We start from the raw sequence: 24821 nt of genomic DNA on the forward strand, positions 1-24821 counted from the left end.
TTTAGCGCTTCATGTCGACAGCGCGCGACAGCATGGTGTCGGCGGCGCTGATCACCTGGCCGTTCATTGAATAGGCCTGCTGCGCCACCATCAGTCTGGTCATCTGCTCTGCGATATCGACGGTCGACTGTTCCAGCGCGCCAGTGATAAAACCGCCAACGCCGTTAGTGCCCGAAGTCGGTCGACCGAAGACGACCTCGCCCGAGGCAGTACTCTCCGTAAAAACGGTGCCGTCCAGACGCTCAAGCCGGTCTGGCTCGCGGAAATTGGCCAGCATGATCACGCCACCGATGGCGCTGCGGCCATTCTCATAGTTGTACATGATGCGGCCGTCATCCTCGAAGGAGACGTATTTGAATTCACCGCCGCGCAAGCCATTCTGATTGATGCTGATGTTGCTGGCTTCGCGATCCTCGCCGGCATACTGCGTCAGGCTAGGCAGTTCGGTTGGATCTACGACACCATTGCTGCCCATGTCGAGGCGGATGGTTTGCGACCCTGAACCATAATCAACTGCGACATCGACCCAGATTGCTCCATTGGCGCCGTCAGCGATTGTGGCATTGGGATCGGCTGTAACGGCAGTAGCGAGCACACCGTTGTTGAATGTGTAAGTGATCGGGCCGAAATTGTTTGGTGTCGCCTGAGTGGTGTTGATGTTCAGGTCCCAGGTATTGTTCCCGGTCTTCGTCCAGATCAGCTGGAAATTCTGCTCGTTGCTCTCAGCGTCGATCACGCCGATGCCAGTGACGATTTCCTTACCGGCCAGCGCGGTGGCCGGCAGGTTGATGCTATAGCCGACAGTGGAGGTCGGCACGGCGGCGATCGGACGCGTATCGACCACAAAATCGCCTGGCGTAGCCGTGTCGAGGTTGACTGTCTGCCCTGGCTGCGCCGTCACGGCCTGTAAATAGAAGCCTGCCGAGTTGACCAGGCGATTCGACGACTCCATGCGAAAGTCGCCAAGGCGGGTGTAATAGGTCGTGTCCTCGAAACCGCTCGGTTCCCGCGTTAGGGCATCGACGCCGGTCGCCCGCGAGACCGGGATGAAACCGGCGCCGTTCACGGCGATCGAGGTCGTGTTGGACCCGTCGCGGATGATTGTGCCCTGGCGGCGGTTGCCGAAGTCGGCAGTTGCCGTAACGCCCATATGCTTGTTGGAGTCGATGATCTTGCTGTCGCCGATCACCTTGTTATTCACAAGGTCGCCAAACAGGGTGTTGACCTGCTTGTAGCCGATGGTGGAGGCATTGGCGACATTGTCGGAGATGTGTCCGATGGCCGTCGCCTGGGCAGTGATACCCTGCACGGCCGTGCCGAGGGCGCCGAAGAAAGTCATGTCTGGACTCCTGGTCCGCAGAATCGTCTCGGACCTGCCGGAGCAAGCCCCGTGCCAACCGGGGCCTGACACTATGTTTCTGAAATAAAGGCGAAAAACTGTATCAGCCGGGGCTGGTCACTAGGCAAAATTTGCCTCCGCCTTTCCCCCGAGGGGGCCGGGGGTCATAATGTGCCGGGGACTCAATGCTGCAACCGCCGCCATCATCACTGCTGCAAGCCGCCGACGACAGGCGCCTGTTCCTGTGGACCGGTGAGTTTCGCGACCGCCGGGTCGAGGAGATGTACCGCCAGCAGCGGCTGGAGCCGGTGCGCGTTCTGCTGCTGGCCTGCGGTGTGGCGGCCACCACGGTTTTCTTCCTGCTGATCATCCGGCAGTACTTGCTGTTCGGCGACAGCCTGACCTTCTGGCTCGACGCCGCGGTGCGCGGCATCGGCCTGCTGATCGGTGTGATCTATCAGGTGCTGGTCCGTCGCGCTTCGGCGATTGCCATGCTGGATGTCATTGGCGGCGTTGGTATGGCGTCGCTGACGACGCTGACGTTCATGACATGGCTGATCGGCGCGCCACCGGCGCTGAATGCCGGCACGCTGAGCTTCGGCTACCTGCTGGTTTTTTTCCTGCTGATGCCGTCGCCGGCCCAGATCGTCCTCGCCAATGCAATCTATCTCACTCTCGGCACGCTGCTCCTCACCATGCTGTGGCTGCCGTCGCAGACCTCGGCCGCCTTCAGCGTCGTGCTGTTCCTGATGATCGGCAATGGCCTCGGCGCGGTCGGCATGCGGCAGTTCAAGCTGGAACGCCGGCGTAACTTTCTCGCTCGCGAAGAAGCCCGCCGCGTCACCGAGGCATTGACCCTGGCGCGTCAGGAGGGGCGGCGGCGTAACGAATACCAGGCCTGGGCGCTGGATGCGCTGCAGGTCGGCGTCATCCTGTTCCATCCCGGCGGCGAAGTGCACAGCCTGAACCGCCGCGCCACCGAGCTGCTGGCGCTGCCGGCGGGCGCGCTGCGGCCGGGCGACACGCATGAAACCCTGATGCGCTTCCTGTTGCAGCGTCGCGACTTCGGCGATCTTGAACTGAGTGATGTGCGCTATCATGTCGACCGCCTGCTGCGCGGCGCCGGCTCCATCGCCGCGATCCGTCACGCCGGCACCGGAAAGATACTCGAATTCACCCTGAACCGGCTGCCCGACCAGTCGGTCGCCGTCACCATTTTCGACGCCACCGAACGCTATGCGCTGAACCGCCGGCTGCGCCATGCGGTGGAAGTCGCCGGCGACGGTTTCGCCATCTACGACGCGCAGGACCGCATCGCCATCTGCTCCAGCCGTTTCGCCGCGCTCTACGGCCTGACCGCCGATCAGGCGATCGGCAAATCCTTCGAGGACCTGCTGGCGCTGGGCTACGAGCGCGGCGTGTTCGGCCGCGACGAGCGTGAAGCCGGCAGCACCGCCGGCGCCACCACCACCTCGCGTCGCCATATCCCCGAGCGCATGATCGAAATCCGCACCACGGCGGGCGAGTGGTTCCTGGTGCACGAACGCGTCACGCCGTCGGGCGACCTGGTCGTGGTGCGCACCAACATCACGGCGCGGCGGCGCATGGAAGACGAACTGCGCCGCGCCAAGGAAGAGGCGGAGCGGGCGCTGGCCGACCTGCGCGGCGCGCAGGCCAACCTGATCCTGGCTGAGAAAATGGCCTCGCTTGGCTCGCTGGTCGCCGGCATGAGCCACGAGATTTCCACGCCGCTTGGCATTGGCGTGTCGGCCGCCTCGCATCTGTCGGAAGAGGTCGAGCAACTGACCAACAGCTTCCGCGACGGGCAGCTCAAGCGTACCGACCTGGAAGACTTCCTTGAAACCGCCACGGAAGCGACGCGCATCATGCAGGGCAACCTGACGCGTGCTGCCCGCCTGATCCAGGCCTTCAAACAGGTCTCGGTCGACCAGACCACAGACGAGATCCGCGATTTTGGCCTTGGCGAATACCTGCAGGAAATCATGCTCAGCCTGGCGCCGGCCATGCGCCGCACCACGCATCGCGTTGAGATCGACTGCGCGCCGCATCTGATCATCCGCAACCGGCCGGGCGCGCTCGGCCAGATCGTTACCAACCTGCTGATGAATGCGCTCCAGCATGCCTATGAGGGCCGCGCCGAGCCGGGCATCATCCATATCGCCGTGTCGGTACCACGCGAGGGCCGCATCGTCATGGAATTCCGCGACGATGGCAAAGGCATCGCGGCCGAAGACCTGCCGCGCGTCTTCGATCCGTTCTTCACCACGAAGCGCGGCACCGGCGGCACAGGCTTAGGGCTCCACATCGTCTACAACCTGGTCAGCCAGGTGCTGGGCGGCACCATCGCGGTGTCGAGCCGGCCCGGCGAGGGTACGCGCTTCACGATAAGTTTCCCGCAATCCGCATCGTCCTGAGCTATATCGGCGGTTATGAACGTCGCAACACGCACAACACCCCAGAAGAATCTCCCGGCGGCCTGGAAACGTGGCTGGCCCTGGCAGGAAGGAGCCGCCGGGCGCTTCTCGCCGTTCAAGGCCGTGGTTTTTGCCCTGCTGCTGCTGCCGGCTTTGTGGCTGCTCTGGCGCACGGCGGAGAATGATCTCGGGCCCCGGCCGCTCACTGAACTGATCCTGCAGACCGGCACCTGGGGCGTTCGGATCCTGCTGGTGTCGCTGTTCGTCACGCCGCTGCGCCAGATTCTGCGCTACGGCCGGCTGGCGCTGCTGCGTCGCATGACCGGCGTCGCGGCGGCGTTGTATCTTCTGTCACATTTCATCCTTTACATGGCGAACCACGCATTTGTGCTCGACAAGATCGTCACCGAGATCGTCAAGTCGAACTACCTGATCATCGGCCTGGTCGCGCTTACCGCGCTGCTGCTGCTGCTCGCCACCTCGACCGATGCCATGCTACGCCGGCTCGGTGGCCGCCGCTGGCAGATGCTGCATCGCCTGGTGTTTCCGGCCGCCATGCTGGGCGCCTGGCATTATTTCCTGCAGGTCAAGGCCGACATCTTCCAGCCGCTGCTGATCATCGGCTTCCTCACCTGGCTGCTGGGCTACCGGGTGTGGCGCAAGTGGCAGCCGCAGGGGGGCACGCTGCCGGTCGGGGCCGTCGCGGTGCTTGGAATTTTTGCAGCGGTGCTGGTGGTGGTCATCGAAGCTGCCTATTTCAGCTGGAAGATTGGTCCGGCGGTGGTTCCGCGCGTGCTGGAGGCCAACCTGTCCATCGACATGGGGCTGCGTCCGGGAATATGGGTGCTGCTGGTGGCGGCAGGGGTGACACTGACCGCCGGACTCGCCACAATACGGGCTCGTCGTTCCTAACAGCGAGAGTCGCCCGTGCGTGCCGTTTTCGTCGATGCCAACCCCACGCTTGGCGATCTCGCCGGGCGTCTGCACAAGTCTTCCGATCCCGCCGTCGCCGTCAATCGCGACCCCGATGTGAAGCCGGCCGATCTGCCGACTGTCCTGGGCGACGCTGAAATTGCCTGGATCGACCACACTTATCTGCCGACCGACGTGGCGAAGCAGTGCAAAGGGCTTAAACACGTCGTGTTCCTCGGCACCGGCGCGCGCAGCTACATGAATGTCGAAGAACTGGCCGCACTCGGCATCGAGGTGCATCTGATCAAGGGCTATGGCGATACCGCCGTGGCCGAATGTGCCTTTGCCCTGATGTGGGCCGCCGCCAAGGGCTTCGCCACGATGGATCGCGGCATGCGTGGCGGCAACTGGCTGCGCATGGATGGCGTGCAGCTGACCGGCAAGACGGTCGGCCTGATCGGCTATGGCGGCATCGCCGCTGAAATGGCGCGGCTCTGCCTCGGCGCCGGCATGAAAGTGCTGGCCTGGAACCGGACGAAGAAAGACGCCGCCGACGGCGTCACCTTCGTCGAACTCGACCAGCTGCTGAATCTGAGCCATGTCATCTCGATGCACCTGCTGCTGAACGACGAGACGCGCGGCTTCCTGTCCGCCGAGCGGATCGCGAAACTGCGTCCCGGTGCCATTCTGGTGAATACCGCGCGCGGCGCCGTGGTGGATGAAGCCGCGATGATCGCCGCGCTGAAGTCGAAGCAGATCGGCGCTGCCGGCCTCGACGTGTTCGACGTCGAGCCGTTGCCCAAGGATCACCCACTGACCAAAATCGACAACGTCACGCTCTCGGCGCATTCGGCCTTCCGTACACCGGAAGCCAGCGAGAACCTGATCGAGGCGGCGCTTAACCATACCCGTCGGATCGCGAAATGACCCGGCGCTACGATCTCGCCATCCGCAACGCCCGTATCTTCGACGGCAGCGGCGCGCCACCCGTCACCGGCGATGTCGGTGTCAGCGGCGACCGTATCGTGGCGGTCGGCGACCTCGGCGCGCAGGCGGCTGATCGCGAGATCGATGCCAAAGGCCTGGCCATCGCGCCGGGCTTCATCGACGCCCATACCCATGACGACAATGCCGTGCTGCACGGCCCGGACTGCATGCACTGCAAGCTCAGCCAGGGCGTCACCAGCGTGGTGACCGGCAATTGCGGTATCAGCCTGGCGCCCGCCACGATGAACCGCCGCCCGCCGCCGCCGCTTGACCTGGTCGGCCTCGAAAGCGCCTGGACCTTCCCGACGTTTGCCGACTACGCCAAACAGCTGCGCAAGACGCCGCCAGCCACCAACACCTATGCGCTGGTCGGACATATGTCGCTGCGCGTCGTTGCCATGGACCACGACGTTCAGCGTGCCGCCACCGATAAGGAAGCGGCGCAGATGCAGCAGCGGCTGGAAGAGTCGCTCGATGCCGGTGCATCCGGCCTGTCGTCCGGTCTGTGGTATCCGCCCAGCCGGTCTGCGCCCACCTCGGAAGTGATCGCCGTGGCCGAAGGCCTGCGCTCGCGCGGCGGGCTTTACGTGACGCATATGCGCGATGAAGCCGATGGCGTGATCGACAGCATCCAGGAGACGCTGAAGATCGGCCGCGACAGCGGCTCGGCCGTGGTGATCAGTCACCACAAATGCACCAATCCGGAGAATTTCGGCCGCTCGACCGAAACGCTGGCGCTGATCGACAAGGCTGCGAAAGAGCAGATGGTCGATTTCGACGTCTACCCTTACGCGGCCAGTTCCACTGCGCTGCTGCCGGATCGACTGCGCGACGACATGGCGGTGCAGATCGCGTCGTCCGAGCCGTATCCCGAAATGCGCGGCCGCATGCTGGCCGATATCGCGAAGGAATGGGGCACCGATATCGTGACGGCAGCCAATCGCCTGCTGCCGGCCGCGGCGATCTATTTCATGATGAACGAAGACGACGTGCAGCGGATCATCGCGCATCCGCGCAGCATGATCGGCTCCGACGGCATCCCGTCCAACGACATGCCGCATCCGCGCCTGTGGGGCACGTTCCCGCGCGTGCTGGGCCATTACAGCCGCGATCTGAAGCTGCTGAGCCTTGAACAGGCCGTGCACAAGATGACCGGGCTCACCGCCCGCGTCTTCGGCATGGTTGATCGCGGCGCGATCCGCGCAGGCGCCTTTGCCGATCTGGTGCTGTTCGATCCCGAAACGGTGATCGACACAGCCACGTTCAACAACCCGATCCAGCCGGCGGCCGGCATCCGGGAAGTCTGGGTGAACGGCGCGTCCAGTTATGTGGGTGGCAAAGGTGTCACGGGTGCGGCCAACGGCCGGCTGATCACCCGCAACAAGGCCTGATGCGCCGGCTGGCGGTTTTACTGGCAGTGCTGGTTGCCGGCAGCGCCGTCGCCGCCGAGCTGCCGCGCGAACAGATCGTGCTCCGCTCGGCGGTCAGCGTCGATGCCGAAGCCAATACGGTGACGTTGCCACTATTTCGTGGCGAGGTCTCCGGCAAGACCGTCTGGTACATCGTGACAGACTCATCCGACGCTGCCGATGCATTGGCGCGCGGTGTGGTGCATGCGCCGCTGCTGGCCCGCGCCGGCCATGTGCAGGCGGCAACGCGGAAGGGCGGACTCCTGCATTTTGCCGCCGCGCCTGATTTCGCACCCCGGCGCGGGCTGACGCCCGGTCCGCAGGGCTTTCCGCCGGCCGAAGCGGTTCCGGGCGCGACGGCTCCGGCAGCCTATTCGCCGTTCATTCGACTTTCGTCTGATGGCCCGGTGCTGAATGCCCCCATCGTGGCAACCGGCGAAGGGCCATTTGATCTTGCCGGCCATACCGATGTGATGGATCGCGTGCTGGCCATCGACACCGGCCGGGGCACGGTCACGCTGCTGCTCAGCCATGGTTTCGCCGAAGGCCGCCGTGTCGTTTATATCAGCACCGAAGCCTCCGACTCCGCCGCAGCGGCGCTGGAGCGTGCAACCTGGGTGCCGCGACTTGGCGAAGGCGAGGCGGATATCGCGCTGCTGGTCTTCATGTCAGCGCCTGATCAGGGCATGGCGCAGGCCCTGCTGCGCGGCGGACTGGCGCGCGAAGCAACACTGGGGGCAGCCAGGGAACTGGGCGCGCCGCTGAACATCCTTTCGGCCTTTCCGATGGGAAAGACGGCGCGCGGATATTCTCCGTCCTGGCGCGTCACATTGCTGCAATGGGCCGAGGGTGCATCGCCGCGCCGCCTGGAGGGACAAGCGGAAATCTGGCGCCTGATCTCGGGCAAACAGATCCTCGGTCCAGGAGGCGTACCGCCGGCGCCGGGCGACATGGTGGTGAATTGTCCGGTCATCGCCTGGCTGGATGGCCCGGTACCATAGGCAAACCAATCCCGCAGCGGGGCTGCCGATTGCCTTTTTGCGGGCGATCCCGTCTACTGATTTGCATACGGATTCGCCCTTTTGAGCTATAAATGATCCTTCCAGACACCACCGTGCAGGGGAATGCTCGTTATTTTCCCAAGTCGACCGATCTCGTCGTGCTGCGCTGGTGCAGCGCGCGCGGTGTGACGATGGATGAGCTGGCAACGCAGGTCGGCGTGCCCCGCATCAATCTCGGCCTGATCCTGAAGGGGCTCGACCCCGTCACCTCCGCGCTGGAACGCAAACTGCGTACCGTCATCGACGGCAACTGACCATCAGGCCAGCAGCGCCTGCATGAACTCCGGCACCCGTCGCTTTTCCCCCAGCAGATAGCGCGCCATCGCGCCGGCCACCTGACGCACGCTGGCACGTTCGCCGATGCGGCCGCGCCAGGCGATCAGGCGATGGTGCGACACCGGGATCGGTGCGCCCATGCGATCACCGAAAACCTGCGCCATGTAGAAGGCGATGTCGGCATAGGTGAAGGCCGCGCCGGCCAAGTATCTGCGGCCGTCATCAAGCAAGGCTTCCAGCTCGTCGTAGAATTTTGCGGCACCCGCCCGCGCCGCAACGGCGGCAGGATCGTCAGGCGCCTGCTGCAGGCCCATCAGCCGAATGATATGCGGGAAATAGACCTCGTCGGATTTCAGTTCCAGCAAGCGGGCACGTGCGCGCTCTGCCGGCACCTGCGGCCACAACCGTGGTTCCGGTGTCAGGTCTTCCAGATATTCGAAGATCTGCGTGGAGTCGAAAATCTCCAGATCACCATGCACCAGAACCGGCACCTGTCGCTTCGGATTGATGCGGAGCACGTCAGGGTGCTTGGGTTCGTACAGCGCTTTCATCTCGAAAGGCACCATGATCACGGCGGCGTCGATCCGCTTCTCCAGCGCGGCGATCTGCGCCTTCGCGCCGAACATGCTGAGTGGACCGGAATAGAGCTGGATGGCTGCCATGATTTTCCTCCCGAGGCGGATCAAACCTAGAGAGCGCGCGCGTTGCGGGCAATCAGTCCCGGAAACACTACTGACAACCCCTGTCAGACTCGACCCGGTCTGGATCGGCGATATCTCAAATTGCGCGACTTCGCGGCGCTGCCCTCCAAGGTAGGGGTAAGCCTTGTTGGAAAACAGCAGATGACACCTATGAAAACTAAGTCATACAGTCGTAGCCATGGGGGCGCTGGAAAGCGGGTTTGAGCTGCCGCGGCGCGCGATACGGGTATCATCGGTCGCGCTGGTTTGCGTTGTCGTGCTGCTGGCTTGCCTGGCACCGATCGGCTTCGTCACATGGCATGCCTGGCAATCGCGTGCTGCCGCGCTGGAGCGTGGCTTCGCTGAGGCCGAAGACCTGGTCCAGGCGCTGAGCCAGCATGCCGCGCGCACTTTCGCAGAACCCAACCTGATCCTTCAGGATGCCATCGAGCATGTGCAGTCCGATGGTACCGGACCGGCAGCACAGCAGCGCCTGCATAAAATCCTTGTGAATCACATCAAGACTTCGCGGGTGATCCGCGAACTCGGCGTTCTGGATGAGCGGGGCTACTGGCGGAACTCGTCGCTGCCCGTGCTGCCGACGCACAGCAACGGCGACCGTGAATATTTCATCTACCATCGCAACAACCCCGACGGCGGGCTGCGCATCAATACGCCGATCCTCAGCCGCCTGACCGGCAAATGGACAATTCTGGTCACCCGGCGCATCAACGATGCCGACGGCGGCTTCGCAGGCATCGCGCTTGCTTCCATCGGCACCGAGTACTTCCAGGCTTTCTACGATACGCTGAATGTCGGCACCCTTGGTCATGTCGGGCTCTATCGCGACGATGCGCGGTTGCTGGTACGCCGACCATTCGTGGAATGGCACCTGACCTCGGATCGCTCCCAGGCCTTTTTCGAGGCCACGCAACGCCAGCCTGTCGGCCGTTTCCATGGCGCTTCGGTTTATGACGGCATCACGCGTCTGGCAGCCTGGCGCACACTGGAGGATTTCCCGCTGATCATGACGGTCAGTCGTGCCGAAACCGATGTACTGGCAGCCTGGCGCAAGTCGGCAGACGTAGATATTGCGGTTGCGGCCGGGGCATCCATCATCATCATGCTGCTCGGTAGCCTGTCGGTGATCCTGCTGCGTCGACGCATCCATGCCGAGAGTGTCGCCGCCGAAGCTGGCCGGCAATATGCCATGCTTGCCGAAACCGCCACTGACGTGATCGTGCGGATCAGCCCCGCCGGCAGGCGGTTATACGTCTCGCCGGCCAGTCGCGACGTGCTCGGATACGAACCTGAAGAACTGCTGAAGCAAAACCTGACGGATATCGTGCATCCCGATGATGTTGTCGTGCTGGAACAGACAATGACGGCTCTGCAAAGCGGCACGCCGCGCAGCACGGTGATCTATCGCGGTCGACACAAGGATGGCCATTATGTCTGGCTGGAAATTGCCTTCCGCGCAGTCCTCGATCCGGACACCGGTTTGCTGCGTGAGATCATGGCCAGCACGCGCGATATCAGTGCACGCAAACTGTCGGAACTGCAGCTGGCGCGCGCCAAGGAAGCGGCCGAGATCGCCAATCGCGCCAAATCGAGCTTCCTGTCCGGCATGAGCCATGAACTGCGAACACCGCTGAATGCCATTATCGGTTTTTCGGATCTGATGGTGAATGAACTGTTCGGTCCGATCAGCAATCAGAAATATGCCGGTTATGCGCGCGACATCAAGGCGAGTGGCGAGCATCTGCTCGATCTGATCAACGACATCCTCGATCATGCCAAAATCGAGGCCGGCCAGTTTGAATTGCATGAAACAGCTCTGGATCTGGCAGAGGTGATGGAATTCACGGTTCATATGGTGGCGTTGCATGCCGAGCAGGCAAAACTCTCCTTGCACGTCGACGTTCAATCCGGCATTCGCCTGTTTGCCGATGAAAGACGCATCCGCCAGATACTGCTGAACCTGCTCAACAATGCGATTAAATACACGCCCGAAGGCGGTCATGTCCGGGTCGGCGCCGATTTCAGCGCCGACGGCGGTCTTTTGCTGATCGTATCGGATACCGGTATTGGTATGTCCGCGGCTGATCAGCAGCGTGCATTGCAGCCATTTGCCCAGATCGACAATGAACGGAACCGCAGCCAGCAAGGCACCGGACTTGGCCTGACGCTGACGCGCCGGCTCGCCGAACTGCATGGCGGGCGACTTGATTTGCGCAGCGCCGTAGGCGAGGGAACGACGGTGACTGTGACATTCCCGGCAGGACGCGTTCTGGCGCGGCCGAAGCCTGAAGCGATGCCGGCTTAGCCGGCGGCGGCGCCGCGATACAGCTGCACCAGGGTGGCCTGGCGGCTGGACGACAGGCTGAGGGCTGCGACGCTGAGCTGCTTCTGTACAGCAAGCGAAGCAAGCACGGCGTCATTTGCCGAGATGTCGCTGTCGACCAGCGCACCGACACCGAACCGCATCGCATCGACCAGGGACTCGTTGAAATCCATCTGCAGTGTCAGCTGCCGCCGCACGATAGCGAAATCCGCAATCGCTGCGGTGGAGGCGGAGGTCAGCGGTTCGATCAGGTTATAGGCGGCGCTGGCCGTGGTGGCGTCAGTGATGGCATCAATCGCGCTGCTCAATGCGCCATGCTCGGCGCTCATGTCGAAGACCGGCACCGTAAAGCTGTTGCCGGCAAAGTCGGCGATGAAAGTGGCCGTCGTCGAACTGGCGAGTAACTGGTTGCGGCCCTGGAAGCTGCCCTGATTGACGATAACGAGCATCTGCTGGGCCAGCTGCTGTCCGTCACTGCGATAAATGCTGCGCTGCGCATCCGACAGTGAACCATCAGATGCCTTGATCAGGGTGGAGCGCATATTGTCGGCCAGCTGCAAAACACCGTTAAGAGCGGCAATGGTGACGTCGATCAGGCCGATGCCCTGTTGCATGGACGAGTGCGCGGCGGCGTGGGCACGGAAATTCGTGCGGATACCCTGGGCGACAGCAAAGACAGAGGCATCGTCAAAAGCATCAGCGACGCGAAAGCCGGTTTCCAGCTGCTTCGACGTCATGTCGATCTGTGCGTCAGTGATACGCAACGCGGCAATAGCCGACATCGCGCCGTAATGAGTGTTAATTGACGTCATTCAGTTGCGCGCAGGGCTTAACGCGCCCTGGTCCCCCGATAACCTTCTCTATCCCTGCATTTTTTGCATGTGGTTAATGAAGTGTAAATACAGAATCTGCAACCGGTTCATGATTCGCGAGCGGGGCAGATAAATTAATCCGATGGCTGATTAACCTTAACGGGACTTGATTGAGCGCGAACAATATGAGAACATAAAACTTAAAGCCGGCCCCGGATGGTCGTCGCGAACCCGGACGAACCACCGAGAACGCTCACGAACTCCTACGAACCCGCACGAACGCCCGCGAACCAGCACGAACGCCAGCGAACCGGCACGAAGCAGGACGAGCTGCTGCGAAGCCGGATGAATGCGAACCAGGCTGCCCTGGGCATTTGGGTAGCTTCCTGTGGGTAACTAGTTGTTCGGGCTGACTTTCACGTTAGCTGATGGGGGCCGGTGGCTTGTCGAGCCGGTGATCCTGTCCCATCCTGCGCGCCTTGATACTCTTGCGCGCTTTTACTGGCGACCCTGCCGCGGAGCTTCCCGATGATCGACCTGTATTACTGGCCCACCCCGAACGGCCACAAGATCACCCTGTTTCTGGAAGAGGCAGGTATTCCCTACACCATCAAACCGGTGGCGATCGGCAAGGGCGAGCAGTTCAAGCCGGACTTCCTGGCGATCAGCCCGAACAACCGCATGCCGGCCATCGTTGATACCGCGCCCGCCGATGGCGGAGCGCCGATCAGCGTGTTCGAGAGCGGCGCGATCCTGCTGTATCTCGCCGACCGCTACAAAAAGTTCATCCCGCAGGATCTGCGCGGCCGTGTCGCCTGCACCGAATGGGTGATGTGGCAGATGGGCGGACTGGGGCCGATGTGCGGCCAGAACCATCACTTCACCCAGTATGCACCCGAGAAGATCGAGTATGCGATCAACCGCTATGTCAACGAGACCAACCGTCTCTATGGCGTGCTGAACAAGCGGCTCGACGGCCGCGCCTTCATCTGCGGCGACGACTACACGATTGCCGATATGATGAGCTATCCCTGGATCGTGCCGCATGAGCGCCAGAGCCAGAAGTTGGAAGACTTCCCGAACCTGAAGCGCTGGTTCGACAGTATCTGGGCCCGTCCCGCCACCAAGGTGGCCTACGAGAAGGGCAAGGCGATCAACCAGGGCATCCCGGTGATGACCGAGGAGGCCAAGAAGGTTCTGTTTGGTCAGACCGCCGGCGTGGTGAAGGGGTAGTTGTTTTTTTATTTGTCGTTCCCGCGAAAAGCTGGAACCCAGAACTGCATCTGGATCCCCGCTTTCGCGGGGATGACGATTGTGTAGTGGAGACCAATGAGCATTTCAGTTCACATCGCCGAAACCGACGCGCAGATCTCTGCCTGTTTTCCCGTTATGCAGGACCTGCGGCCGCATCTGAAGGATGCCGACGAACTGGTCGCACGGGTGAAGCTGCAGCAGACGGAAGGTTATGTGCTGGCCTATTCGACTGGCATCGATGGCAAGCCGGTCGGCTGCATGGGGTTTCGCCGGCAGAACCGGCTCGTGCACGGCCCGGTGATCTATGTCGATGATCTCGTCACGCTGGGTAACCAGCGCTCCAGCGGTCATGGCGCGGCCTTGCTCGACTGGCTTGAGGCACTGGCGAAACGCGAAGGTTTCAAGGCTGTCGATCTCGACAGCGGCACGCAGCGCACCGATGCGCACCGCTTCTACCTGCGCCAGCGCTTCGCCATCACCGCTTTCCATTTTCTGAAAAGGATCTGACCCGTGATCGATCTCTACACCTGGGGTACGCCGAACGGCCGCAAGGCTTCTGTCATGCTGGAGGAAACCGGCCTGAAGTATCAGGCTTTTCCGATCAACATCTCGAAGGATGAGCAGTTCGCGCCTGACTTCCTCAAGGTGAACCCGAACAACAAGATTCCGGCCATCGTCGACCACGAACCGCCGGCCGCTTATGGCAAGGAGCCGGTGAGCGTGTTCGAATCCGGCGCGATCCTGATCTATCTGGCCGAGAAGAGCGGCAAGTTGCTGCCGACCGATGCCAAGGCGCGGATGCAGGCGCTGCAGTGGCTGATGTGGCAGATGGGCGGCTTCGGTCCGATGCCGGGCCAGCTGCATCACTTTGGCCGCTTCGCCAAGGAGAAGATTCCCTACGCCATCGAGCGTTTCACCACCGAAACCGCGCGCCTCTACAAGGTGCTGGATGGCCAGCTGGCGAAGAACGAGTTCGTGTCCGGCAAGGATTATACCATCGCCGATATCGCGATCCTGCCATGGGCCGCGCGCTGGGAATGGCACAGCATCGACTGGGCGACCCATCCGAATGTGAAGCGCTGGTTCGATGCCGTGATGGCGCGTCCGGCCGTGCAGCGCGGCTTCGAGGTGCCATAAGGCATGTCGTCTGCCGCGATTCTCGAGAATGCCTCGGTGAAGCGCGTGCGCGAGGCGCTCCGCCTGCGCGGCGTTGAAGGCGAGCGCGTGATTGCCCTGGATGGCGCCGCGCGGACGGCAGCCGAGGCCGCAGCTGCGCTTGGCTGTGAGGTGGGCGCCATCGTGAAGTCCCTGGTCTTCTCCTGTCCGGCCGAGGGCGGCGAAAAGCAGGCGGTGATGGCCCTGGTGGCCGGGGATCGGCAGTGCAATGTCGAGATGCTGGGCCGGGCGCTGGGCCTGGGCGTAACGCCCGGCCGGGCGGATGCCGATCTGGTGCGCCGGGCGACCGGTTTTGCCATCGGCGGCGTGGCTCCGCTGGGTCATCCGGAGCAGCTGCCCATCGCGATTGACGGCAGCCTGGCGCGCTTCCCGCTGCTGCATGCCGCGGCCGGGCACCCCCATGCCGTATTTCCGTTGACTTACGACGAGTTGCTGGAATGGACCGGGGGGCTGGCGGCCCCTGATCTGGCAAAGGCTTGAGCGTTGACAGGCCATCTTCGGGCCCTTAGAAGAAGCCCCGCATACACTGTGTTAATACCCACTCACATGCGGAGGGGTGGCCGAGTGGCTGAAGGCAGTGGTTTGCTAAATCACCGTACGATGTCAAGTCGTACCGCGGGTTCGAATCCCGCCCCCTCCGCCACTTACTTTTTCTTCTTTCCCGAGCCCGACTCCTGCCCGGCGACGATGCCGAGCTGCTGAAGGATCGGCAGGGTGCGCTGCCGGAATGTCTCGTAGCGCTCGCGCAGATGCGCCAGGTTTTCCTCGCGGGTGGCCAGCGCCTTGCCATCGCGGACCAGCACTTCGTTGCGGGCTGTCAGGCAGTCGGTGACGAAGGCGGCGGGATCCTGCTTGCGCTGCTCGCCCAGCAGGAACAGCTGTTCGAACCGGCCGATCTGGTAGCCGCCGCCAGTTACCGGCGAGGCGAGGAACTGCAGCTCGTTGCTGTACAGCGCGCGCTCCATGATCGCGGTGTTGAACGCCGCCGTCGACCTGGCGCGCTCCGCATCGCCCGCTGCGGGAAGGCAGGGCTGCACATGGTTCTGGCCGACCAGAGCGGTGATCGCCTCGATCACGGCGACGATGTTGACGGCACTGAGCGCGGCATCCTGCATCAGCTCGGCCAACGTGCGCGGGCCACGGGCCAGCACTGCAATCAGCGGGTCGAACACCGCAGCGTTCAGACCCAGGTTGCCCAGCGGCGTCAGCACATTGCGCTTGATCGTATCATCGGGAGAGGTCAGCACGAAGCGTGTCGCCAGTATCTGTCGGTTTCTTTCCGCAGCATCCAGCGGCAGCCGACCTTTGATGTAGAGATCGCGGCGGAACTGGCGGTTGGTCAGGAAATCGCGCATCACCTCGCGATGATCCGGATTCTCGGTGCCTTGCAGCAGCGCCTGCTGCTCGGCCGTCAGGTTGAAGTTGTCGAGATGCTCGAAAAGCTCGACGGTTGTTGCATAATCCAGCTTGGCGCTGCGCATGTCGCGCGCCACATCGGTATGATAGAAAATCGTCCAGTCGCGATTAAAATACTCGTGGGCGATATACGGGCGCGTCTGCTTGCGAACGCCCTCGAAGCGGTCTTTCAGCATCGGGTTGACGCGCGAATACATGCTGTTCGTGTCGAACAGTCCTTGGATTTTTGATAGCGCCTGATCGATGCGCGGCAGCAGCGGGTCGCTCGAATTGCCCGACAGCATCACCATAAGCTGGCGCAGCGGCGCCATGGTGGCCCAGCCTGGATAGCAGTTGTAGCTGATATAGACGGTGCCGCCGACCTTGAGCCGCTTGGCGAGGAAATTGATGATGTGGTTGCGGTTCTCCTCATTCACCCAGGTATAGACGCCATGCAGGGTGATGACATCGAACTGCGGCAGGTCGCGTTTGACGAATTCCTCGAAGGAGTCATCATAGAAATGGACGTTCTTCATCCCGGGCTCCGCCGCCAGATTCTGGGCATAGCTGATATGGCCGGGCAGGAAGTCGTTGGCGTGGAATTCGGCCTGCGGGTGTGCCGCCGCCAGCAGCGCCGTACTGAAGCCATGGCCGCAGCCGAGCTCGCAATAGGTGATGCGATCGAGATTGACATGACCGGGATCGATGCTGCGCGACAGCAGGGCGAAACGGTGCAGGGCAGGGGTCAGCTCACGATAGAAATCGTGGGTATAGCCGACGTCCACGTAACCTTCTGTCCAATCCACGCCTGACCCCCATTGTTGGCTTCTGGCATGGTGCGTAACGCAATAACGTAAAACAAGCCCTAACATCGCTGCGCCAACGCGCCGCGGCAGGCGTGGTTGACCCCGGCCGGGCTCAGGGTCAACTATGGGGCATGGACAAGATCAGGCTGACGAGGCGGGAAGCGATAGCTGCGGGCGCAGCCGCTTTGTTGATTGCGCCGCGCGGCGCAAAAGCCGCCCCCGAACCGGTGACCCTGACCGCTGCCGTTGTCCCCCGCACCCTGCCGGGCAATGTCGGACCCTCTGATCTCTGGCTGTACAACGACACCATCGCGCCGGTTCTTCGAACACGCCGTAACGAAGTGTTTACTGCCGTGTTCCGCAACCGTCTGGCCGAGCATAGCGCGATCCACTGGCATGGCGTGCGCGTGCCGCATGACATGGATGGCGTGCCCTATATCACGCAGCCACCGGTGAAGCCGGGCGAAAGCTTCACCTACAAATTCGCGCCGCCCGATCCCGGCACCTTCTTCTTCCATCCCCATTGTAACACTGTTGAGGCTCTGGGCCGTGGCCTGGCCGGGGTGCTGATCGTGGAGGACCCGCGCGAGCAGGGTCTGTTCGACATCGAGCATGTGCTGGTGCTGAAGGATTGGCGCAGCCGGCATGACGGCAGCTTCGAGGAGTTTCTGACAGATGCCGGCGCAACGCGGTCAGGCACCTTCGGAGATCTGCGCACCGTGAACGGCGAGGCCCAGCCGGTGCTGCGGGTGCAGCCCGGCGCTCGTGTCCGCCTGCGGATCGTCAACGTCGACCCGACGCGTATTCCGATGCTCAGTCTGCGTGGCGTCGAGCGGTCGATGGTGATCGCCACCGACGGCAATGCCTGCGATCCCTTCGCGCTGAATGGCTGGCGGCTGGGTCCAGCGCAACGCGCCGATGTTGCCTTCATCGCGCCTGAGAAGGAAGGCGCGGAGATCGTTCTGGAAGACGTGTTCAGCACCCGGCCGCGCCCTCTGGCCAAACTGGTGACGGCTGGGCAGGGATTGCGCTCGACCCGGGCGGTTTTGCGCCTGCCTGCCGCTGAACTGCCGCAACCAGACCTGAAGACCGCGACCATGCTGGATGTGCAGCTGCTGGCCGGCAGCGCCGATCCCAAGCTGCTGGCCTGGGCCAGGGAGATGGGCGTCAGCCCGGATGAAATCTGCCTGACGCAGAAAGCCTTCTGGTCGATCAACCGTCAGGTCTGGCCCGGCATGGGCCATGAGAAACTGCCGCCGCCGCTGTATGAACTGAAAGCCGGCCGCAGCTATGTGATGGAAATGTTCAACGGTACGCCGCATCAGCACCCCATGCATATGCATGGCCATACTTTTCGGGTGCTGTCGTCGTCGAACCGCGACCTGCCGGCGCACTGGGCCGACACCGTACTGGTGCGGCCCAAGGAGCGCATCCGAATTGCCTTCGTAGCCGGCGAAACCGGCGACTGGATGTTCCACTGCCATATCATAGAACACCAGGAAACCGGCATGATGGGGTATCTGCGGGTTTCCTGACCTCCAGGATTAAAAAGATTTAATCCGGCGTTCAGGCGCGCTGAAAGTACGGCTTCCTATGTTGCAGGGGTGAGTTCCCCCTGCCCAAGGAGCAGACGCCATGAAGACCCCCTCCAGTATAAAACGCGCCGTCATTGCAGTTCTGCTGGCCAGCACCGTGCTGTCCGGCGGCGGCGGCTATCTGGCAGCCCGCGCCTATGCGGCGAACGACGCGCCGATCACCATCACTCCGGCCGAACAGCCGATGACGGCAGCCAGGCCGTCCTTTGCCGATCTGGTCGAGAAGGTGAAGCCGGCAGTCGTGAATATCTCGACCACCGAAAAGGTCGAAGCCAAGCAGCGCCAGCAACAGCAGATGCAGCCCGGGTCGATGGAAGACTTCTTTCGCCAGTTCATGGAGCAGGGCCAGCGCAAGCGTGGCCCGCAACATGCGCTGGGTTCAGGTTTCATCATCGACGCCTCAGGCTACATCGTAACCAATAACCATGTGGTCGCGGATGCGGCCAAGATCGTGGTGACGCTGGAGGATGGCAGCGAACATCCCGCCGTGGTGAAGGGACGTGATCCCAAGACCGACGTGGCGCTGCTGAAGATCGAGAGCAAGACGCCGCTGCCTTATGTCGCTTTTGGTGACTCCGACAAGGCGCGGATCGGTGACTGGGTGATCGCGGTCGGCAACCCCTTCGGCCTGGGCGGCAGCGTCTCGGCTGGCATCCTGTCGGCGCGCGGCCGCAACCTGAACAGCGGGCCTTACGACAACTTCCTGCAGATCGACGCACCGATCAATCCGGGCAATTCCGGCGGGCCGATCTTCGATGCGGCTGGTCGTGTGATCGGTATCTCGACGGCGATCTATTCGCCGAGCGGCGGCAGCGTCGGCATCGGCTTTGGCGTGCCATCCAATCTGGCTGGCAGCATCGTCGCGCAGCTGAAAGACGGCGGCAAGGTCGAGCGTGGCTGGCTCGGCGTCAGCATGCAGCCGATGACCGAAAGTTTGGCCAAGGCGATCGGCCGCAAGTCCGCCGACGGCGTGCTGGTCAACGATGTGATGGCTGACGGTCCAGCGGCCAAGGCGGGCCTGAAGCAGGGCGACGCGATCGTGACCATCAACGGCCAGACAATCCGCGATCCGCGCGATCTTGCGACCCAGGTGGCCGGGCTGAAGGCCGGCGACAGCGCGAAGTTCGGCATCTGGCGCGACGGCCGCGAGCGCAATCTGACCGTGGCGATCGGCACTCAACCGAGCGACCAGACGGCGGCGCTGAACGATGCCGCGGGCGAGGACGGCAAGGTCGGCCTCAGCCTGGCGCCACTGACACCCGAACTCCGTAATCGCTTTGGCCTGGAAGCCGGTGCGAAGGGCGCTGTGGTCGCCGAGGTGGCGTCTGACAGCCAAGCCGAGGAAAGTGGTGTGAAGCCGGGCGACGTGATTGTTGGTGTCGCCGGGAAGTCGGTCGCCAATCCGGGGCAGGCGGTCGATGCCATCAAGTCGGCGCAGCGCGAGAAAAAGGAGGCCGTGACCCTGCTGGTCATGCGTGACGGCACGACCTATTATCTTGCCCTGCATCTCGTCTGATCCATCATTGGCCAGGGCGGCAGACCCGCCCTGGCCGATCCTCCAGCGATCCATGAAGATTCTCCTCGTCGAAGATAACCAGCAGGTCGCGCAGTTTGTCCGGAAGGGGCTGACGGAGGCGGGCCATGCCGTCGACCATGCCGATAACGGGCGTGACGGGCTGTTCATGGCCAGCAGCGAAAGCTACGACGCGCTGATCCTGGACCGCATGCTGCCGGGCGGCGTGGATGGCCTGGGGATCATCGAAGCATTGCGCCGCACCGGCAACACGACGCCGATCCTGATCCTGAGCGCGCTGTCCGATGTGGATGAGCGCATCCGCGGACTCAAGGCCGGCGGCGACGACTACCTGACCAAGCCCTTCGCCTTCGGTGAACTGGAAGCACGCCTGATGGCACTGACCCGGCGCGGCCAGTCGGCCGGGCAGGAAACCATGCTGAAGGTCGGCGATCTCACGCTCGATATCCTCAGCCGCACGGCGATGCGCGGCAGCAAGGCGATCAGCTTCAAGCCGCGTGAATACAAGCTGCTGGAATATCTGATGCGGCATGCCGGACAGGTGGTCACGCGCACCATGCTGTTGGAGAATGTCTGGGACTATCATTTCGACCCGCAGACCAATGTGATTGACGTGCATATCAGCAACCTGCGACAGAAGATCGATGCCGGCTTCGACAAGCCACTGCTGCAGACCGTGCGCGGGGCGGGATATCGCTTAAGTGAAAATGCCTAAGCTCCTGCGCTCGACGGCCACGCGGCTGGCGCTGGTCTTCGCCATTCTGTTCATGGTGGCGGCTATGCTGCTGGCCGGGCTGCTGTGGTGGACCACCACCGGCTACCTCGACCGCGAAACCGATGCTGTGATCGCCGCCGATACCCGCGCCATCGGCGATCGCCTGAGTGACTTCGGTCTTGCCGGCGCGGTGCAGACCATGAATGAGCGTATCGCTGCCGATGCTGATAATCGCGGCATCTACCTGCTGACCGATCCGCGCCTGCGGCCGCTAGGTGGCAATGTCGATGCCTGGCCGCTGAAAGTGGGACCCCGGCCCGGCTGGTACGAGATCGAACTGGTGCATCGCGACCGACTACATGTCGCCCGTCTGCTGCATGTGACGCTGCCGGGAAATTTCCAGCTGCTGGTTGGCCGCGACGTGCAGGACCGCGTGGAGATGCGCAACCTGTTCCTGCGCGGCCTGGTCTGGGCCGGCGTGGCGGCGCTGACATTTGCCTTCTTCGGCGCCTGGCTGATCCGCCGTGCCGTCGAGCGCCGCATCGAAGGCATCAACCGCACGGCCCTGGCAATTGTTCAGGGTGACCTCGCACGGCGTGTTCCATTGCGCGATGCCGATGACGAATTTGACCAGCTGGTCGCCACCATCAACCGCATGCTGGACCAGATCCAGCAACTGATCGAGGGCGTGCGCAATGTGTCGAATGCCATCGCGCATGACCTTCGCACACCGCTAGCCGAAACCCGGGCGCGGCTGGAGGGCTTGCTGCGTCAGCCGGCCGGGATGGATGTCTCTCTGGATGGCATCGCTGCCGCCATTGCCGATATCGATCGGCTGATAGGTGTGTTCAATGCGCTGCTGCGACTGGCCGAACTGGAGACCGGCCTGCGGCGCGCCGGCTTCGCGTCGGTTGATGTGCCGGCATTGCTGGACGATGCGGCCGAACTTTATAGCCCGGCGGCAGACGCCAAGGGGCTTGATCTGGTCAGCCATGCCGATACCGGCCTTGTCCTGAACGGAGACCGCCAGCTGCTGGCCCAGGCCATCGGCAACCTGCTCGACAATGCGGTGAAATATACCCCGGCGGGCGGGCGTATCGATGTGCGGGCCGAGGTTGGCACGGATGGCCGAATCCTGATCAGCGTGGCCGACAGTGGCCCGGGAATACCCGAAGCTGAGCGGACCAGGGCCGTGCAACGCTTCTATCGTGGCGATGCCAGCCGCCATGCCGAGGGCGTGGGGCTGGGACTCAGCCTGGTTGAGGCCGTGGCTCGGTTGCATGGCGGAGAGTTGCGATTGGATGGCAACAATCCGGGCTTACGAGCCGTCTTGGCACTGCCGCCTCAGGCTTGATAGGATCGGGTCATGACGCATGACCACGATCACGACCATCATCACCATGATCACGACCACGATCATGGCACCGTCCTGAGCGATGTCGAGCTGCGCGTGCGCGCACTCGAAAGTATCCTGGTTGAAAAGGGCTATGTCGATCCGGCAGCACTCGATGTTCTGATCGAGACCTATGAAACCAAAGTCGGGCCGCACAATGGCGCCCATGTGGTGGCCAAGGCCTGGAGCGATCCGGCCTATCGTGACTGGCTGCTCAAGGATGCGACCGCGGCGATCGAGTCCCTCGGCTATGTCGGCCGGCAGGGCGAGCATATGGTCGCGGTGGAGAACACGCCTTCGACGCATAACATGGTCGTCTGCACGCTGTGCTCCTGCTATCCGTGGCCGGTGCTGGGTCTGCCGCCGGTCTGGTACAAGTCGGCGCCGTATCGCTCGCGCGCGGTGATGGATCCGCGTGGGGTGCTGCAGGATTTCGGCGTCACACTACCCGAGGGCAAGAACATAAAGGTCTGGGACTCGACGGCCGAGATACGCTACCTCGTGCTGCCCGAACGGCCGGAAGGCACCGAGGGCTGGAGCGAGGAGAAGCTGGCGACGCTAGTGACGCGCGACAGCATGATCGGCACCGGTGTCGCAGGGCAGCCGACATGAATGGCGGCGCCGATATGGGCGGCATGATGGGCTTCGGCCCGGTGCGCCATGAAGGCGAGCATGAGCCTAAATTCCATGCCGAGTGGGAAAAGCGCGTTCTGGCCCTGACGCTCGCGATCGGCTCGACGGGGCAGTGGAATATCGACATGTCGCGTTCGGCGCGCGAAAGCCTGCCGCCGCCGCAATATTTCGCCAAGACCTATTATGAAATCTGGCTGGCCGGCATCGAGAAACTGATGATCGAGCGCGGCATGATCTCGGCCGACGAGATCGAGACTGGCCGCGTGCTGGCGCCGCCGAAGCCGCTGCCGCGCATCCTCAAGGCCGAGAGCGTCGCCGCCGTATTGTCCAAGGGTGGACCGACCGCGCGTGCCAGCGAACAGCCGGCGCGCTTCAAGGCCGGCGCCCGCGTGCGCGCGAAGAACATCCATCCGGCCGGTCATACACGCCTGCCGCGTTACGTCCGTGGCCATGTCGGCACAATCGAACTGCTGCATGGCGTGCATGTCTTCCCCGACAGCAACGCCAGGGGGCAGGGCGAACAGCCACAATGGCTTTATACCGTGCGTTTCGAGGGGCGTGAGCTCTGGGGACCGGAGGCTGATCCGACGCACTCGGTTTCAGTCGACGCCTGGGACAGCTATCTGGATCCGGCGTGACCAGCCTGAAAGACATTCTGCCGGATCTGCCCTGTGACGACACTGCGGCACCGGTATTTCGCGCGCCATGGGAAGCGCAGGCCTTTGCCATGGCCGTCAGCCTGCACCAGAAGGGCCTGTTCACCTGGACCGAATGGGCAGCGGTGCTGACTGCCGAGATCAGGGCCGCGCAGGCGGCGGGCGATCCCGATACCGGCGCGACCTACTATCACCATTGGCTGCGCGCGCTGGAGCGCCTGGCCGTCGAGAAGGGTGCTGCGACACCGGCAGCTTTGCAGGCCAAGGCCGCGGCCTGGGATCGCGCCGCGCGCGCCACGCCGCACGGCCAGCCCGTTACGCTGCTTTCCTGAAGCTACGCCGTCTTTGGCACCGATATGCCGAGCTTGTCGGCCCAGGGCCGCAGGCTCGGCATGATCTCGGGATGCAGCGTCACACCTTCGGCCTGCTGCTGCGTCCGCAGCTTCAGGCCGCGTTCGCCCGGCATGCGCACCGACGGGTTGCCGGGCTTGACCGGTGCGGTACGGCAGGCCTCGGCCAGCCATTCGGTTTCCTGGGCAAATGCTTCGGCGCCGCCGAAGGCCGCTGGATCGATCACCTGCACGAAGACGCGCGCGCCCCACTGTTTGGAACCTTCGGCACGGCCCGAACCGGCGAGGGCCGAGGTCAGCATTTCGACCAGCAGGCCGAGCGCGAAGCCCTTGTGGCCGAGATCCATACCGCCGAGCGGTAGTACCGCGCCGGGCGGCGTCGCGGTGAAGCTGGCGGGATCGTCGGTGGCGTTGCCCTTGTTGTCGACCAGCCAGGGGCCACCGAGTTTGCCACCGGTGCGGTTCAGCCGCGCCACCATGCCGTTCGTGGTGGTCGAAGCGCTGATATCGAAGATCACCGGCGTGGTTTTGGTCGGCCAGCCACCGGCGATGGGGTTGGGTGTGTAGCGGCCGACAATCGCACCGAATGGCGCCACTGAGCCGCTATGCGGGTCGGAACTGGCGATCAGCAGCGCCATGCCGCGCTCGATCACACGCAGCGGATAGGCGGCGAGACAGGCGATGTGGTGCGAATGGTTGATCACCACGGTGCCGGTCCCATAGGTCCTGGCTCGCGTGATGGCGTTCTCGATGGCCTTGAGCACCAGCCAGGGACCGGGCAGGTAATGGCCGTTCCAGGTAAGCACCGCAGGGCGCTCGGCGATGATCGTCGGCTCGCCGTTCTTGGCCATGCGGCCGGCTTCCAGCTCCGCAAGGTAAGGCCCGAGCAGCTGCAGGCCATGCGTGCTGTGGCCCATCAGGTCACCTTCGACCAGGATCGCGGCGGTGGCGCGGGCCTTTTCCACATCCAGCCCGCCCTTGCGAAGCAGATCGATGGCGAAGGTGACAAGATCGGTGGCGGCAAAGCGTTCGGTCATGGCCTGTCCAGACAGCGCGAAT

At 63.2% G+C, this 24821-nt stretch carries 23 protein-coding genes and 1 tRNA gene; 19 read left to right on the top strand and 5 right to left on the bottom strand.

Annotated features, from left to right (window positions below):
- Position 1: 1 nt before the first annotated feature.
- Positions 2 to 1339 carry a flagellar hook protein FlgE gene (locus FNB15_RS16150; protein WP_144069694.1) on the bottom strand — a complete coding sequence of 446 codons (1338 nt, stop codon included), beginning with the start codon at positions 1337 to 1339 and terminating at the stop codon, positions 2 to 4.
- 185 nt (positions 1340 to 1524) lie between these two features.
- Between FNB15_RS16150 and FNB15_RS16155 the strand changes: the two genes are divergently transcribed.
- From FNB15_RS16155 to FNB15_RS16180, 6 genes are all read left to right on the top strand, one after another.
- Entirely contained in the window at positions 1525 to 3774 is a 2250-nt protein-coding gene (locus FNB15_RS16155; RefSeq protein ID WP_144069695.1) for a PAS domain-containing sensor histidine kinase, read from the top strand.
- A gap of 15 nt (positions 3775 to 3789) precedes the next feature.
- A complete protein-coding gene (locus FNB15_RS16160; protein ID WP_144069696.1) occupies positions 3790 to 4686 on the top strand; it encodes a protein-methionine-sulfoxide reductase heme-binding subunit MsrQ in 897 nt (298 codons plus the stop codon).
- A gap of 15 nt (positions 4687 to 4701) precedes the next feature.
- A complete protein-coding gene (locus FNB15_RS16165; RefSeq protein ID WP_144069697.1) occupies positions 4702 to 5613 on the top strand; it encodes an NAD(P)-dependent oxidoreductase in 912 nt (303 codons plus the stop codon).
- A complete protein-coding gene (locus FNB15_RS16170; RefSeq protein WP_144069698.1) occupies positions 5610 to 7064 on the top strand; it encodes an N-acyl-D-amino-acid deacylase family protein in 1455 nt (484 codons plus the stop codon). The genes FNB15_RS16165 and FNB15_RS16170 overlap by 4 nt, the downstream gene beginning before the upstream one ends.
- Positions 7064 to 8083: a hypothetical protein gene (locus tag FNB15_RS16175; protein ID WP_144069699.1), complete on the top strand. Its 1020-nt coding sequence runs from the start codon at positions 7064 to 7066 to the stop codon at positions 8081 to 8083. The genes FNB15_RS16170 and FNB15_RS16175 overlap by 1 nt, the downstream gene beginning before the upstream one ends.
- Before the next feature lie 92 nt (positions 8084 to 8175).
- Complete coding sequence (locus tag FNB15_RS16180) at positions 8176 to 8397, top strand: hypothetical protein (protein WP_144069700.1); 222 nt, start codon at positions 8176 to 8178, stop codon at positions 8395 to 8397.
- 3 nt (positions 8398 to 8400) lie between these two features.
- On the opposite strand, the gene FNB15_RS16185 is transcribed toward FNB15_RS16180, so the two are convergent.
- Positions 8401 to 9081 (bottom strand): glutathione S-transferase family protein, encoded by a 681-nt coding sequence (locus tag FNB15_RS16185; protein ID WP_144069701.1) that lies wholly within the window; start codon positions 9079 to 9081, stop codon positions 8401 to 8403.
- 217 nt (positions 9082 to 9298) lie between these two features.
- Between FNB15_RS16185 and FNB15_RS16190 the strand changes: the two genes are divergently transcribed.
- Complete coding sequence (locus FNB15_RS16190; protein WP_144069702.1) at positions 9299 to 11425, top strand: ATP-binding protein; 2127 nt, start codon at positions 9299 to 9301, stop codon at positions 11423 to 11425.
- Here FNB15_RS16190 and FNB15_RS16195 read toward each other — a convergent pair.
- On the bottom strand, positions 11422 to 12255 hold the full coding sequence (locus FNB15_RS16195; RefSeq protein ID WP_144069703.1) for a flagellin: 834 nt from the start codon (positions 12253 to 12255) through the stop codon (positions 11422 to 11424). The two genes, FNB15_RS16190 and FNB15_RS16195, sit on opposite strands and share 4 nt — an antisense overlap.
- 528 nt (positions 12256 to 12783) lie before the next feature.
- On the opposite strand from FNB15_RS16195, the gene FNB15_RS16200 reads away from it, so the two are divergent.
- The 5 genes from FNB15_RS16200 (at position 12784) to FNB15_RS16220 (ending at position 15328) form a co-directional block, all read left to right on the top strand.
- Positions 12784 to 13488, top strand: coding sequence for a glutathione binding-like protein (locus FNB15_RS16200; protein WP_144069704.1), 705 nt, complete (start codon positions 12784 to 12786; stop codon positions 13486 to 13488).
- Between the two features lie 96 nt (positions 13489 to 13584).
- Positions 13585 to 14016 carry a GNAT family N-acetyltransferase gene (locus tag FNB15_RS16205; RefSeq protein ID WP_144069705.1) on the top strand — a complete coding sequence of 144 codons (432 nt, stop codon included), beginning with the start codon at positions 13585 to 13587 and terminating at the stop codon, positions 14014 to 14016.
- A 3-nt stretch (positions 14017 to 14019) separates the two neighbouring features.
- Positions 14020 to 14646, top strand: a complete 627-nt coding sequence (locus tag FNB15_RS16210) for a glutathione binding-like protein (protein WP_144069706.1) — start codon at positions 14020 to 14022, stop codon at positions 14644 to 14646.
- A gap of 3 nt (positions 14647 to 14649) precedes the next feature.
- The gene (locus FNB15_RS16215) at positions 14650 to 15165 is read left to right on the top strand and encodes a YbaK/EbsC family protein (protein WP_144069707.1); all 516 of its coding nucleotides are present in this window, start codon (positions 14650 to 14652) and stop codon (positions 15163 to 15165) included.
- Between the two features lie 70 nt (positions 15166 to 15235).
- A tRNA-Ser gene (locus tag FNB15_RS16220) sits at positions 15236 to 15328 on the top strand.
- 1 nt (position 15329) lies between these two features.
- Here the strand turns inward: FNB15_RS16220 and FNB15_RS16225 are convergent.
- Positions 15330 to 16886 carry a methyltransferase regulatory domain-containing protein gene (locus FNB15_RS16225; protein WP_185973583.1) on the bottom strand — a complete coding sequence of 519 codons (1557 nt, stop codon included), beginning with the start codon at positions 16884 to 16886 and terminating at the stop codon, positions 15330 to 15332.
- A 188-nt stretch (positions 16887 to 17074) separates the two neighbouring features.
- Here FNB15_RS16225 and FNB15_RS16230 point away from each other — a divergent pair, with 188 nt between their 5' ends.
- The 7 genes from FNB15_RS16230 to FNB15_RS16260 all read left to right on the top strand — a co-directional run bounded on the left by FNB15_RS16230 (position 17075) and on the right by FNB15_RS16260 (position 23744).
- Complete coding sequence (locus FNB15_RS16230; protein ID WP_221932665.1) at positions 17075 to 18421, top strand: multicopper oxidase family protein; 1347 nt, start codon at positions 17075 to 17077, stop codon at positions 18419 to 18421.
- Positions 18422 to 18521: 100 nt separating this feature from the next.
- Complete coding sequence (locus FNB15_RS16235) at positions 18522 to 19997, top strand: DegQ family serine endoprotease (protein ID WP_144069710.1); 1476 nt, start codon at positions 18522 to 18524, stop codon at positions 19995 to 19997.
- 52 nt (positions 19998 to 20049) lie between these two features.
- Entirely contained in the window at positions 20050 to 20730 is a 681-nt protein-coding gene (locus tag FNB15_RS16240; protein WP_144069711.1) for a winged helix-turn-helix domain-containing protein, read from the top strand.
- Positions 20723 to 22084 carry a sensor histidine kinase gene (locus tag FNB15_RS16245; protein WP_144069712.1) on the top strand — a complete coding sequence of 454 codons (1362 nt, stop codon included), beginning with the start codon at positions 20723 to 20725 and terminating at the stop codon, positions 22082 to 22084. Before FNB15_RS16240 ends, FNB15_RS16245 begins: the two co-directional genes overlap by 8 nt.
- Before the next feature lie 12 nt (positions 22085 to 22096).
- Positions 22097 to 22735, top strand: a complete 639-nt coding sequence (nthA, locus tag FNB15_RS16250; RefSeq protein WP_144069713.1) for a nitrile hydratase subunit alpha — start codon at positions 22097 to 22099, stop codon at positions 22733 to 22735.
- Positions 22732 to 23394: a nitrile hydratase subunit beta gene (gene nthB / locus FNB15_RS16255; RefSeq protein WP_144069714.1), complete on the top strand. Its 663-nt coding sequence runs from the start codon at positions 22732 to 22734 to the stop codon at positions 23392 to 23394. The genes nthA and nthB overlap by 4 nt, the downstream gene beginning before the upstream one ends.
- A complete protein-coding gene (locus tag FNB15_RS16260; protein WP_221932666.1) occupies positions 23391 to 23744 on the top strand; it encodes a nitrile hydratase accessory protein in 354 nt (117 codons plus the stop codon). Before nthB ends, FNB15_RS16260 begins: the two co-directional genes overlap by 4 nt.
- 2 nt (positions 23745 to 23746) lie before the next feature.
- Here the strand turns inward: FNB15_RS16260 and FNB15_RS16265 are convergent, their stop codons facing one another.
- Positions 23747 to 24799 carry an Ldh family oxidoreductase gene (locus FNB15_RS16265; RefSeq protein WP_144069715.1) on the bottom strand — a complete coding sequence of 351 codons (1053 nt, stop codon included), beginning with the start codon at positions 24797 to 24799 and terminating at the stop codon, positions 23747 to 23749.
- Positions 24800 to 24821 lie beyond the last annotated feature (22 nt).

Origin of the sequence: Ferrovibrio terrae (assembly GCF_007197755.1) — a bacterium.
GTDB lineage: Bacteria > Pseudomonadota > Alphaproteobacteria > Ferrovibrionales > Ferrovibrionaceae > Ferrovibrio > Ferrovibrio terrae.

What these genes read in the sequence shown, in the direction of transcription:
- nthB (WP_144069714.1), top strand. Translation starts at nt 22,732, where the DNA reads ATGAATGGCGGCGCCGATATGGGCGGCATGATGGGCTTCGGCCCGGTG.
- FNB15_RS16175 (WP_144069699.1), top strand. Translation starts at nt 7,064, where the DNA reads ATGCGCCGGCTGGCGGTTTTACTGGCAGTGCTGGTTGCCGGCAGCGCC.
- FNB15_RS16190 (WP_144069702.1), top strand. Translation starts at nt 9,299, where the DNA reads ATGGGGGCGCTGGAAAGCGGGTTTGAGCTGCCGCGGCGCGCGATACGG.
- FNB15_RS16185 (WP_144069701.1), bottom strand. Translation starts at nt 9,081, where the DNA reads ATGGCAGCCATCCAGCTCTATTCCGGTCCACTCAGCATGTTCGGCGCG.
- FNB15_RS16155 (WP_144069695.1), top strand. Translation starts at nt 1,525, where the DNA reads ATGCTGCAACCGCCGCCATCATCACTGCTGCAAGCCGCCGACGACAGG.
- FNB15_RS16245 (WP_144069712.1), top strand. Translation starts at nt 20,723, where the DNA reads ATGCCTAAGCTCCTGCGCTCGACGGCCACGCGGCTGGCGCTGGTCTTC.
- FNB15_RS16265 (WP_144069715.1), bottom strand. Translation starts at nt 24,799, where the DNA reads ATGACCGAACGCTTTGCCGCCACCGATCTTGTCACCTTCGCCATCGAT.
- FNB15_RS16200 (WP_144069704.1), top strand. Translation starts at nt 12,784, where the DNA reads ATGATCGACCTGTATTACTGGCCCACCCCGAACGGCCACAAGATCACC.
- FNB15_RS16205 (WP_144069705.1), top strand. Translation starts at nt 13,585, where the DNA reads ATGAGCATTTCAGTTCACATCGCCGAAACCGACGCGCAGATCTCTGCC.
- FNB15_RS16160 (WP_144069696.1), top strand. Translation starts at nt 3,790, where the DNA reads ATGAACGTCGCAACACGCACAACACCCCAGAAGAATCTCCCGGCGGCC.
- FNB15_RS16170 (WP_144069698.1), top strand. Translation starts at nt 5,610, where the DNA reads ATGACCCGGCGCTACGATCTCGCCATCCGCAACGCCCGTATCTTCGAC.
- FNB15_RS16240 (WP_144069711.1), top strand. Translation starts at nt 20,050, where the DNA reads ATGAAGATTCTCCTCGTCGAAGATAACCAGCAGGTCGCGCAGTTTGTC.
- FNB15_RS16150 (WP_144069694.1), bottom strand. Translation starts at nt 1,339, where the DNA reads ATGACTTTCTTCGGCGCCCTCGGCACGGCCGTGCAGGGTATCACTGCC.
- FNB15_RS16215 (WP_144069707.1), top strand. Translation starts at nt 14,650, where the DNA reads ATGTCGTCTGCCGCGATTCTCGAGAATGCCTCGGTGAAGCGCGTGCGC.
- nthA (WP_144069713.1), top strand. Translation starts at nt 22,097, where the DNA reads ATGACGCATGACCACGATCACGACCATCATCACCATGATCACGACCAC.
- FNB15_RS16195 (WP_144069703.1), bottom strand. Translation starts at nt 12,255, where the DNA reads ATGACGTCAATTAACACTCATTACGGCGCGATGTCGGCTATTGCCGCG.
- FNB15_RS16235 (WP_144069710.1), top strand. Translation starts at nt 18,522, where the DNA reads ATGAAGACCCCCTCCAGTATAAAACGCGCCGTCATTGCAGTTCTGCTG.
- FNB15_RS16180 (WP_144069700.1), top strand. Translation starts at nt 8,176, where the DNA reads ATGATCCTTCCAGACACCACCGTGCAGGGGAATGCTCGTTATTTTCCC.